Raw genomic sequence first — 11,600 nt, 5'->3', positions numbered from 1 at the left:
CTGTCAGCCAAGCGCCTGCAGAAGCGGTGGCAGAAACAGTTTAATGCATCTAACCACGCATAATTCATCAGGATGCAAAATGGTGATTGGGAAAGTTTTGGTAGCCGTGGACGGCTCAGAGAACTCGGAGAGAGCACTGGATTTCGCCGCTGAATTCGCGGAAAGATACGCTGCAGCATTAACCATCATTAACGTAACAGAATCTGCCGCTATGGCTTCGGTTCCCACCGGCATGACCGCTTACACAGGCGACAGCACAATGGTGGTGGTAGCCAGGGACCTGCGGAGATTCCACGAGAACCTGCTGGAGAAAACAATGCAGAAAGCCAAAACCGCTAAACCCGCCTTGGACGTTTCAACTCTGCTGCGGGAAGGCGAACCCGCCACAGAAATCATCGCAGCCGCCAAAGAAGGCAACTTTGACGCGGTTGTGGTTGGGCATCGGGGGGCAAGCAAGGTTCGGGAGCTCTTTTTAGGCAGCATCAGCGAGAAGGTTATTCATTCGCTTGACTGCACCGTAATCGTGGTTCGGTAACTGCTCCGGTAAGCCTTAAATTTGGTTTTCCGCTTTTCCTTATTTATGATTACTGTTATTGGCGCCGGCAAAGTGGGCAGCGCAGCGGCTTTTGATATTCTACGCTACAGAATCAGCGATGTTGTCCTCATCGACACCAACGAGAAGGCGGCGATGGGGGAAGCGCTGGATATGATGCAGGCTGCTCCAGCCATAGAGTTCGATGGAACCATCCGGGGAACCAGCGATTTTAGCGCCATGAAGGATTCTGAGCTTGTGATTGTGACGGCGGGGGTGGGCAGGCGACCTGACATGACGCGTTTTGACCTCATGAACGTCAATGCAGAAATCGTGCGGGGCGTGGTCCATGAAGTCGCCAAGTATGCGCCTAAAACGGTCGTGATGGTAGTCACTAACCCAGTGGACATCATGACTTATCTTAGCTTTAAAGAAACGGGTTTTCCACGCAGCCGCCTCTTCGGCATGGGCAACATCCTTGATAGCATGCGTTTCCGCACCTACATCGCCCAGGAACTGGGGGTTTCGCGGGAAGATACTAGGGCGCTGGTGATTGGGGAACATGGGGACTCGATGGTGCCGCTGGTGGAGTACGCTTCGGTTTCAGGCATCCCTATAACTAAGCTGCTTTCGCCCACGCAGATAGAAGGCATCGTTAAACGCACAGTGTCCTCGGGTGCGGATGTAATTAAGCTTAAAGGCGGAACTGTGTATGCGCCGGGTGCAGCGATTGCGGTGACGGCGGATGCGATTTTAACGGGGAGAAACCGTGTGATGAGTGTCTCAACTTGCTTGGAGGATGAGTATACTCAGTCGTGTGTTTCGATTGGGGTGCCGGTGGTTCTGGGTAAAGACGGAGTGGAGAAAATTATCGAGCTTGACCTCTCAAACGATGCGCGGTTGAAGTTTGAGCGGTCAGTTGCCGCGGTTAAGCAGGCTATCGCTGAACTGAAAATTAACCCCTAAAGGGGGAAGGTTAGGTTTGCGCCCGGATTTTTGCGCAGTAAAAGTTTCCGTTGAGTCTTACAAACGCAGGGCATTTTCCGTCGTGGCAGTGCTCAAGCCACTGGCAGGGGGCACGGACCTCATGTACCCTTGGCATGTATTTGTGTGTGTTAACGATTTGTTCTGGATGTTCTCTTAGAGAAATTTGTTTCATCAATGCTTCCATCAAAAACACCTCAAACTTTGACTCCTGAATTAAATTAGTATTTGGCGGCAGTTGTTTATTAAAAAATGTGACAGTCATTGTACAACAACAAAAACATATAAGCACTTAAACGCCGCAACCCCAAGCGATATACTGCTGTTTTTTCACTAAACCCCCTAGGCATCTGCTTCGACGATGGCACCGGCACCTTGGATGATTGGTCTTCTGCGCAGGATGCCTCTGTGGAAAACCCTATATTGACCTTACAGGGGCTGCATTTGATGCGTTAACTTTAATATTTCAAAAACCCTCACCACTAAGCATCTTTGGTGAATCAGTTATGGATAAGTTAAGCGTCAACCAAATGGCTTACAAAAAAGCCCAAAAACTACTCGATAACCCCCAGCTCTACGGCGTCGCCATCACGAAATCCACGGCGGGCGCCACCATCATCGATGCAGGCGTCAAAGCCCCCGGCGGATTTGCAGCAGGAAAAATTCTCACTGAACTCTGCCTAGGCGGCGCAGGCAAAGCTGAACTGGGATTCAGAACCTACGGCGACATAGATTTTCCCTCCGTAACCATCACCTCAGACCACCCTGCCGTAGCTATGCTGGGCAGCCAGTTTGCGGGTTGGCGCATCAAAGACGGCGACAACATAGCCATCGGCAGCGGACCCATCCGGGCCATAGCGCTTAAACCCAAAGAAACCTACGAGGAAATCGGCTACACCGACCAAAACGACAAAGCAGTTATCTGCCTAGAAAGCAACTTTTTGCCCTCCGACGCCCTCTTTGAGAAAGTGGTCAAAAACACTAACTTGGCGGCGGAAAACATCATCGCAGTGGTCGCCCCAACCGCCTCCGTTGCGGGTCTCACCCAAGTTGCCGGACGCGTCGTGGAAGTAGGCATCCATAAACTCCACACGCTCGGGTTGGATCCTAAATGCATCCGCTATGCGATGGGGTATGCGCCGATTCCACCGGTTGGACCCGACTTTGAGGTAGCGATGGCACGCACCAACGACGTTATCCTCTACGGCGGCACCGTTTACCTCACCGTGGACTATGATGATGAGGCAAAACTGCAGCAGCTAGTCAAGGATGCGCCCTCGATTAACTCTAAAGACTACGGCAAACCCTTCATAGATATCTTCCTTAACGCTGGCAAGGACTTCTACAAAATCGACACAGGCCTGTTTGCCCCAGCGGTGCTGATGATTAACAACGCTAAGACAGGCAGAACCTTCAAGGCGGGGCAGGTTAATCCTAAGGTGCTTGCGCAAGCCTTAGGCTTTTAATTTTTTCTATTTTATTAAAAAATCTTTTTTATTGGAATTTTGCTCTTGAAGCTATTGCTACAGTTATGGCGATGGATACTGGTATAGTGTAGACTGCGATTATGGCGTTGAAGACTGCGCCTAGGGGCAGGAAAGCGAGGGTTGCGGATTCGTTGAGGCCAAGACCGATGGGGTAGGTTTGCTGTAGAGCAAAAAAGTTCACAACTGTCATTACCAGCACGCGTAGGGTTGCGCCAAGGATCGTTGCAGATATAGTAAGCAGTAGAACGTGTTTTTTGAGGTACGCGCCGATGTTTTCGCCTTTACAGCCGCGGGTGGCTAAACGGTAGGGTAAATAGATGCCCAGCAGCATAGCTAGCACCGCTATAAGATTGTAGAGGGGTCCGGTGGGGAGTTCACCGGGGAAAACAGCGAATAATATCAGGGTGTTTATTACGCTGACGGCTAGGCCTGTTCGGGGTCCAATGAGCAGAAAAGCGACTACTATGGGGATTTCCCAGAGTTGGAAGAATAGGAAGGGCGCGAAGGGGTAGGGGATTTTTGGTCCATAAACGTTTAGGGCTATGGCGAGCGCGATAAAGATTATTATTAGGGCGAGTGAGCGGGTTTTGTTTTTGGAGGTGCTCATGTTTGGTTACCTGTTTGGTTCCAAATGCAGCGGCTACCTATTTAAGAGTAGCTACCCGAAAAAGCGTGGGTAATTCTGGCTAAAATTGATAAACAAGTACGCCCAAAAGATAGGTAAGTGAAGCGCCTTGACGGAAGCACCAACCAAATTCTCAACCTCAAGCGAGGCAAAACAGTGGCTTGAAACACAGAGCAGCACCATCCTAAGCCCAGTCCATGCCCAAGCCAAAAAACTCCGAGACGACATGGACGCCTCCATACAAGCCGTCGTAGACGTAAGCAAAATGCTCTTCGACATCAGCAACAAAGAAATCGAAAAACGCAACATGAAAGTCTACAACCGCGCACGCGCCCTCAACAAACTCGCGCGGTTATTCCTGGATAGATTCAAGAAACTGGCGGCTCCCGAGCAGATGTCCTATGACGCCTTAAACAAGTACACACAGGAAACCCAGAAAGTGTTCTTGGTTACAGAAATCGACATCAAAAACTGGTTCCCCCGCATCTCACCCTTCTTCATTATGGACCGCAGAAAATTCTTAGCCATCTACGAACGCGCCAAACAATCCTACAATTCCCTAAACGACTTCGTCACCAAAGATTACGTGAAAACCAAGACGCTGGAGGAAGCGTTAAGTCAGCTTAACGATTTGCAGGGGCTGGAGCGTCAGCTTGCCAGTTTAGGAGAGGATAAAAAGAGCGTGGAGAATGAGCGTGTGCCGCTGGAGCAGGAAATCGCGGAGCTCGAAGCGAAAATCGGGGAATTGCAGAGCAAGGGCCCCATTGACAAGCTTAACCTCGTAAATGTCGAAATCGAGAATTTAAGCGGCGAACTTAAGAACACTCTGCGGCATCTCCAGAAGCCCTTCATTAAGATGCAGGCGATGGCAACTTCAGGCGGCGGAGGCGGAGTCACCCCTGATGAGCTTAAGAAGATTAATCAGTATTTGGATGCGCCCTTTGACGCGTTGGTTTCTGAGCCAACGGGGTATCCTGAGCTGCGGGAGATACTTGAGAAGTTGCTTGTCATGATCGAGAAGGATACGTTAAAGCTTAAGGCGGATAAAGCCCGCAAAGCCGAGCAGTCAGCCAACGACATCATCAAAAGCAACGCGCTTGATAATCTTCAGTTCCGCTGCAAAGAGATGGCGACTACAAGGGAGCAGCTGATTTCATCGTCCAAGATGGATGAGATAAAACGCAACTTAACCGAGTATCAAGCGCAGGCGGATCAGCTTAAAGCCCGCAAAACCAGCGTGGAAACCCATGAAACCGTCAAACGCAACGCCTACCAGGAAATACAGGATAAAGTCAGCAACCAAAAACGCACCATCGAGCGAAACGTCGCTACGGCAATCGATAAAAAAATCCAAATTGCCTAATTTTTTCGGGCAAATCTTTTATGGCAAAGCTGTTTACTCCCATTGAGTGATTGCCATTAGATGTCACTGGGAAAGTTGGGTGTGCCGATTGGTAAAACCCGCCTTGCCGGCGCCGTATGCATAGCGGTGCCCGTTGCTGTTTTCATGTATTTAGCCGTTACCAACATGCAGTGGCTAACCCCGATGCGGATGGGCTATGTTGTGTTGGGCGTCAGTATAGGGTTGCTGCTGGCGTTGTTGGAGACAAAAACTGTGCTTTCCAAGTTATCTAAGAATTCTGAAATAATCGTTTGGCAAGTGGAGGCGGCGGGGCTGGTTTTGTTTGGGGTGCCCTTGCTTTTAGTTTGGGCGTTAGGTGGCCGGGAGTATGTGCCGTTTGGGTTGTTCGCGTTCTTTCCCTTCATGATTACCCAATTAGCGGCAAGCGGATACTTATTTGACAAGTATGATAGAGAGAACAATGTTTTGGTGTATGGGTTTGTTTACGGCTTCAAGTACTGGGTTGGACCCAGCTCCAACGTGGACGATTACGTCGGCTACTTTTTATCGGCAGTCGCCTCAAAAGACACGGCTTCGCTGTGGAGCTGCATCGGCTACTCGCATGGCATCTACAGGAAACTGCAGCATAAACAAATCGGGGACAGCCAAACCCAGCAGGCGCTCCTCAAACTCCTATCAACCATGAAGAAGTACCGCGTGATTGCCCTAACGCATTTTGTGGCCACCCTGATTTTGACGCCTGTGCTTTTCGCGGTTTTATTTAGCAGCTTTGACAGCACAGTTTTTGGAGTGGAAATGCCAAACATCATAATGCCCGCCCTCATGGCGCTGTGGGTGTCGCTGGGCATCAACGTCTATGCATCGATGCATTTAGTGAAAAAGAGCGGCGCCCAAATCATGGCAACCATAGACTCCGCAAGCTTACCACACACTTAAGCCTAAGGTGCACCGGACTTTTTAACCCGAAAACTCAGGAGCACATGGCCCTGTAGCTCTCGGCACTGAGCAAACTCAAGCTGCACCCGATGTTTGAGGCTCCTGAAAAGATGCGTGGCTTTCGCGCCGACGATTTCGGGCGCAACCAGCAATTGCACCTCATCGACTAACTCCGCCTCCAGCAGATAAGCCGCTAAAACCCCGCCGGTATCCGTGGCGACTGTGGCGATGTGGTAGCGCCTGCTGAGTTCCTCGAGTGCCAAGTGGTAGTCGACGTGGTCGTCGCCTGCAACGATGAAATCGTAGTTGCGGTGGGCCAGATAGTCAAGGTAGCTTTGGGGGGTTGCTTTCGAGACTAAGACAACGATGTCTTTAGCGTAGCCTGATTTACGGTGCACGTGCAAGAGCCCCATTAGGTTTCCGTGGCTGTCAGCGATGACCCAGAGAGGGCGGGCGTCGTTGGGCTGCGGCGGGGGTTTTTGGAGGTCGCCGATTTCTTCAGGCGGCACTGTTTTGTAGAAGAGCTCGATGCCTGATTTGGCGGTGGCTGACCCCGCAAGCAAAGCGTCGGCGCCAAATTGGCCCAGCACCTGATAGTGCAGCGATACGTTTACGTCGAAGCCCCGGATGGCGCCGTCAACGCTGACGGTGTTATACACAATTACTTTCGGCAGCATACCATGGGGTTAGGGCACTGGGTATTTGAGGCTTTTTTGGCACCGATTAGCCGAAAAACATCTTTTTCCGCTACGGAGCAACGGGTAATATGCACTGGGCTATGCATAAAATCAAGACAAAAAAGCTTAGCCTGCTTCCTCACGTTTCCGCCTTGCATTGCCATCACGCCCCATCCATACGACCAGCGCAACCACGATGATGACAACAACGATTACTCCCAGCGCCAAACCAAACAGGGCCTTACTGGACTGGGATTCCTCCGAGGGAACCAAGCTGCTTGTCGGCATCGCAGTCGGTGTGGGCGAAGGGAGGGTGCTGCTGTTTTGCGGGGTGGGTTTAGGGCTGGGTGTGGCGGTTGGGTTGTTCTGGGTTGTTACTGTGGATGTTAGGGGTGTGTGAATCTGCAGGGGTTCGGAGGTTTGGGGGGGTGTGGGTGTTGCTGTCGGGGTCGGCGTGGGCGTTTGGGTTGGGGTGACGGTGGGTGTGGGGCTTGGAGTTGCGGTTGGCGTTGAGGTTGGAGTTGCGGTGGGAGTCGAAGTGGGCGTGGAGGTGGGAGAAGTCGTTGGAGCAGCTGTCGGTGTTGACGTTGGGGGAACCGAGTTAATCATGACTTCATGGCTGTAGATGTACCAAACCCAGGTTGACGCTATGGTATAAAGATAAGCCTTTGCCCTGTCAGGAGTCAACAAAATCACGGGACAGGACTCATCGGTTGTAACGACGGGAGAGTTGCCGGCGGCCACAAACCCAGCTGACGGCGAAGAGGAATAGTACGCTACAATCTCCCATCGATTATAAGAAACCTGCACCTCAGCAATCAACCAGTAAACCCCGTTAAGGCAAATCATGGTTGGAGCGCCAAAGAACCCGCTCCGCATGGCAAGGGTAGAGTCCGACGCGCCCTTTAAGCCATCTAGGCTAGCTGCACTGCGAACCTTTATGGCCTCGTTTACCCCGGGGGCTTGGGCGTCATGGGTGTAGAGGTACCAGCATTTATCGTTGGAGTTATACCAAATGAAGGGGTTCTTGTATTCGTTGCCGCCAGATTTGACGTTTTCAAGGAAGCTGTAGTGGATGCCATCAGTGCTGCTCCACCGCTCCAGCGTTCCCCCTGCCCGATTCGTCAGAAACATGTAGAAGACCCCGTTGATGTAGGTGGTGCTGGGCCAGCGGTAATAGTTAGCTTTGGGGCCCAGAATCGGCGTCGGATACATGGTCCAGCCGGCGGCGGAGTCGTTGGAGTAGTAGAGCCGAATCTGGCTGCCCTCTACGTCACTGTCGTAGGCAAGGTACTTCCAGGTGTGGCCGTTTATGGGTTTGTTAAGTTCCAAGATGACGTCGCTGTGGACGGGTTGGAAGGCGTGGCGTTGGTTAGGGTTGCCTACGACGGCGGGGGCGCCTGCGGAGATGGAGTAGAAGTTACTTGCGGAGGCCGCGGCGGCGGTTCCGAGGGGGTTAGCAAAATATGCGCCTGCAACCAAACAGCTTAAAATGGCAGCTACAAACAAACCAGAAACAGTGAATTTAACAACCTTCAAGGTAGCCACTTTGGAAAAACCTCGCCTTGACATTACGTCAAAAAAGAGTTAACTAAAACAAAAAAGGCAGCGGCTATATTTTAGACTACTTACAACGAAAGGAAAACGCTGCTGCAGCTCACTCTACTAAGCGGAGGTTACTTTTTGGGCTTAGATGAGAGGAGCTTTAGGTAGTTAACCTCAAATGCAGCCACGGGTGTCTCAAGCTTCCAGGCCTCCAGCACCAGCGGATGGATTTCGCCCACCACACCCACCTCGATGCCGCCCACCGTTACGGTGCCCACTCGGCCCTCGATGAAGCTGGGATGCGCGGTTTCGGCTATCTGCCATTCAAAACCCAAGTTACTTAGAAGAGAATCCAGGGCAGATTTGATTTCGGTGAAGTTGGCGTTAGGATGCGACGTCGCCGCGGCAAGCCAGTCTTCGTCGCGTGTTCGGGTTTCAGCGGTGGGGTCAAGCTGGGTGACTTTGCCGAGTTCGAAGATGCGTTGGGGGAACTCGACGGATTGATTCATCGAGAGGAACTCCATGAGGCTGGGTAGCAGCAGGCTGCGCAGGCACGTCATGGTGTTGACTTTGGGGTTAGTGAGTTCAACGAGGGGTGCCCGGGGCGTATTCATCTTGCCGAAGAGGGTCTCCTGGTTGGTGAGGGTGGTGTTTAGGGTTTCCTGGTAGCCAAGACCCACCATCAATTCGCGTGCGAGGTTTATTTGGTGTTGGCTGGCTTTGGCTTTGCCTGTGGTGGGGAGTTCACGCCAAAGCGGCTCGATGTTGTTGTAGCCATATGCGATGGCGACGTCTTCGATGATGTCGACTTGATGCATAACGTCTATGCGGTAGCAGGGAACCAGCACCGCCAAAGCCTCAGAGGACATTGACTCTATGCCTAACCCCGCGGTTGCCAGCAAATCCGCAATCTCCACAGAGGAAAGCTTGAGCCCCAAAAGCCTGTTGGTTTCAAAGACACTGAGTTCAAAGACGCGGCTGCTAAAGTCAGGTGTAACCACGGTGTCTTGGCAGTAGCCTGCGCCCTTGGGGTAGTGGATGGTGGTGCTGTAGGCGCTGCCTCCGCGGTCAATAAGCGCTAAAGTAACCAAGTTAAGCGTGTTTAGCACTGCGCTGTGGCTGGTGCCGGTGACTTCAACAAGGAGGTTACGGCTGTCCGGGGTGATTTTGCCTAAATCGTTGCTGTTGATGATGGGGGGGAACGAGAGGACCTTGCCTTGGCTGTCATAGAGCATCGGGTAGAGGGGGTTGCGTTTGACGATGTGGCCGTACTCGACGCCTTTGGGGTGAACCTCCAAAATCGTATCCAGATCCATCGGCTCCTCAAAACCCAAGGGCACAAACCGCACCTCAGAAGGCTTCACTGCCCGATACTGAATGGGGGGCTCTATGAGGTCAAGGTTGTAGATGCCGATGCTGGTTTTGCGTCGGCTGCGCCCGTGGGTTTGGTCTAGTTTATCCTGCAGGTGCATGATGCCTTTGATGACGCCGTCGGAGAGGTGGATGCCTTTGATGGTTGCGCAGCAGATGTAGGGGCGGATGCCATAGAGGCGGGGGTCAACTTGGACTTCAACGTCGGATTTCTGGAGATTGTAGGGTTTTATGCCTTTTTCTTGCCCGATGTATCCGCGGAGCGCCCGTGATAGGCCCTCTACGCTCCAGAGGTCAGCGCGGGCGGTGTCCTTCATCTCGATGCTTACCGAGCCCTCTTTTTGGTCGTAGCCTTTCACTTCAGCCTTGACGTAGGAGAGGATATCGTCGAGTTTCTCCATGTCCCCGCCTAACTTTACGTTAAGCAAACGCTCAAGTTCACCGTAGTCAACATCGATTGTGGGCATATTATCTCACCTGTGTCCTCCGAAGCCAATCAAGGTCCTGGCTAAAAATCATCCGTATGTCTTCGATGCCGTTACGCATCATAAAAAGGCGGTCAACGCCAAGGCCCCAGGCGATAACGGGCACCTTAACATTCAGCGGCTTTGTGACCTCGGGGCGGAAAATGCCTGAGCCGCCGAATTCAATCCAGCCGTAGCCCTCCTTATACGCGGAGAGTTCCACGCTGGGTTCAGTGAAGGGGAAGTAGTCGGGTTTAAAGCGCACTTTGTCGGCGCCGGCGATTTCAACCGCGAATTTGCCTAGGACACCAAGGAGGTCTTTTAGGGTTAGGTTTTCGTCGATGATTATGCCCTCGACCTGGTTGAATTCGGATAGGTGCGTGCGGTCGGTGATTTCGGGGCGGTAAACTCGGGCGATGCTGAAGTGGCGGCTGGGCACCGAGTAGGCGCCGCTTTCCAGTGTTCGGGCGCTAAGGCAGGTGCCGTGTCCACGCAGAATCAGCCGCTGAGCCGCCTCAAGAGAATAGCAGTAGCCCCAGCCTGTGCTGCCGGTTTCATCGCCGTTCTCATGGGTGGCCTTCACGCGTTTTAGGGCTTTGGCGTGGCTTTCAACATCGCCGAACTTGGGTTCATTGATGTAGTAGATGTCAGAGGGTTCCCGCGCGGGGTGGTCCTGTGGCACGTAGAGGGCGTCGAAGTTAAAGAAGCTGGTTTCCACCGCGGTGCCTGTCATCTCTTGGAAGCCCAGCTGCACCAGCTTAGCGCGGACTTCATCGAGGAAGCTTAGGTAAGGATGCTTTTTGCCGCCCCAGGTTCTTGCGACGGGGGCTTGGATGTTGTATTTCTGCAGTTTAGCTTCCCGCCACTTGCCCGTGACGAGGAGCTCCGCCGTGAGTTTAGTGACTTCAGGGACAACTGCGGCGGTTTGCGCAGCTTTTTTGCCATCCTCAGTGATTTTGAGGATGCGGGTGGTTTTGGGTTCGATGGTGGCGAGTTTGCGTTTTTTAAGCTGCTCCGAGGCGTCTTTGAGCTCGCTGCTTAAATCATCGAGCGCCGCTTGCTCTTTATCGCAGAGGTACTTAAGCAGGGTTTCGTCGCAGCCCATTGGCACCGAGAGTTGATGGAGAAGGGATTCGTTGATTCTTAGGATGTTACCCTGTGGGTTGTAGCTGGCCCATTTCTTTTTGATAACCCAGCCTAAAGCGATTTGGATAAACTGCTGCTCCAGCCCTGCCTGCTGCGCCGCCAACCGCAAATCCCCGCTGCCGCCCATCTCCGCTACTTTCTGGATTAGCCGTCTTTCAGGCAAGCCATTTTGGGCGTAGGTTTTGCCCTCGGCAGTAAGTTTGATTATGCTCTGCGTGGTGGCTTGTATGGTTAAAAAGCCGCCTTCTTGAAGGGTCAACCCAGAGCGCATCACGGCTGCATCTGGAAAGCCGCAGGCATCAACCAGTTTTTCCACCGAGGCGCTTCCGCCCTGTTGTTCTATGGCAGCAAGCAACTGCTGTTCCTGTGCTCTAAGTTCAACCATATCGATGCAGCCTACTATGAGTTTTTTATTCCGTTACAGTAGTTCTTTTGCCTCAAATAAAAAGCATGCTGATTAGATGCAGCAA

11 protein-coding genes are annotated in these 11,600 nt (G+C 52.4%); 5 read left to right on the top strand and 6 right to left on the bottom strand.

Annotation, left to right across the window (positions count from 1 at the left end; all coding sequences use genetic code 11):
* Positions 1 to 79 precede the first annotated feature (79 nt).
* Both NWE93_02965 and NWE93_02960 read left to right on the top strand, forming a co-directional pair.
* Complete coding sequence (locus NWE93_02965) at positions 80 to 535, top strand: universal stress protein (protein ID MCW3999180.1); 456 nt, start codon at positions 80 to 82, stop codon at positions 533 to 535.
* A 45-nt stretch (positions 536 to 580) separates the two neighbouring features.
* A complete protein-coding gene (locus NWE93_02960) occupies positions 581 to 1,498 on the top strand; it encodes a malate dehydrogenase (GenBank protein MCW3999179.1) in 918 nt (305 codons plus the stop codon).
* A 10-nt stretch (positions 1,499 to 1,508) separates the two neighbouring features.
* Here NWE93_02960 and NWE93_02955 read toward each other — a convergent pair whose 3' ends face one another.
* On the bottom strand, positions 1,509 to 1,703 hold the full coding sequence (locus NWE93_02955; protein MCW3999178.1) for a hypothetical protein: 195 nt from the start codon (positions 1,701 to 1,703) through the stop codon (positions 1,509 to 1,511).
* A 319-nt stretch (positions 1,704 to 2,022) separates the two neighbouring features.
* Between NWE93_02955 and mch the strand changes: the two genes are divergently transcribed.
* The gene (gene mch / locus NWE93_02950) at positions 2,023 to 2,982 is read left to right on the top strand and encodes a methenyltetrahydromethanopterin cyclohydrolase (protein MCW3999177.1); all 960 of its coding nucleotides are present in this window, start codon (positions 2,023 to 2,025) and stop codon (positions 2,980 to 2,982) included.
* 28 nt (positions 2,983 to 3,010) lie between these two features.
* Here mch and NWE93_02945 read toward each other — a convergent pair whose 3' ends face one another.
* Positions 3,011 to 3,610, bottom strand: a complete 600-nt coding sequence (locus tag NWE93_02945) for a hypothetical protein (protein MCW3999176.1) — start codon at positions 3,608 to 3,610, stop codon at positions 3,011 to 3,013.
* Positions 3,611 to 3,737: 127 nt separating this feature from the next.
* Between NWE93_02945 and NWE93_02940 the strand changes: the two genes are divergently transcribed.
* Both NWE93_02940 and NWE93_02935 read left to right on the top strand, forming a co-directional pair.
* A complete protein-coding gene (locus NWE93_02940; GenBank protein MCW3999175.1) occupies positions 3,738 to 4,991 on the top strand; it encodes a hypothetical protein in 1,254 nt (417 codons plus the stop codon).
* A 60-nt stretch (positions 4,992 to 5,051) separates the two neighbouring features.
* Entirely contained in the window at positions 5,052 to 5,927 is an 876-nt protein-coding gene (locus NWE93_02935; protein MCW3999174.1) for a hypothetical protein, read from the top strand.
* Positions 5,928 to 5,929: 2 nt separating this feature from the next.
* On the opposite strand, the gene NWE93_02930 is transcribed toward NWE93_02935, so the two are convergent.
* The 4 genes from NWE93_02930 to NWE93_02915 all read right to left on the bottom strand — a co-directional run bounded on the left by NWE93_02930 (position 5,930) and on the right by NWE93_02915 (position 11,515).
* A complete protein-coding gene (locus NWE93_02930; protein ID MCW3999173.1) occupies positions 5,930 to 6,604 on the bottom strand; it encodes a RibD family protein in 675 nt (224 codons plus the stop codon).
* Between the two features lie 126 nt (positions 6,605 to 6,730).
* Positions 6,731 to 8,143: a hypothetical protein gene (locus tag NWE93_02925; protein MCW3999172.1), complete on the bottom strand. Its 1,413-nt coding sequence runs from the start codon at positions 8,141 to 8,143 to the stop codon at positions 6,731 to 6,733.
* A 137-nt stretch (positions 8,144 to 8,280) separates the two neighbouring features.
* Positions 8,281 to 9,987: a phenylalanine--tRNA ligase subunit beta gene (gene pheT / locus NWE93_02920; GenBank protein ID MCW3999171.1), complete on the bottom strand. Its 1,707-nt coding sequence runs from the start codon at positions 9,985 to 9,987 to the stop codon at positions 8,281 to 8,283.
* A 1-nt stretch (position 9,988) separates the two neighbouring features.
* On the bottom strand, positions 9,989 to 11,515 hold the full coding sequence (locus NWE93_02915) for a phenylalanine--tRNA ligase subunit alpha (GenBank protein ID MCW3999170.1): 1,527 nt from the start codon (positions 11,513 to 11,515) through the stop codon (positions 9,989 to 9,991).
* Positions 11,516 to 11,600 lie beyond the last annotated feature (85 nt).

It is taken from the genome of Candidatus Bathyarchaeota archaeon, assembly GCA_026014735.1.
Taxonomy (GTDB): Archaea; Thermoproteota; Bathyarchaeia; order Bathyarchaeales; family Bathycorpusculaceae; genus Bathycorpusculum.
The sequence above is the reverse complement of the archived record's forward strand: the minus strand, read 5'-3'. Positions and strand labels throughout refer to the sequence as shown.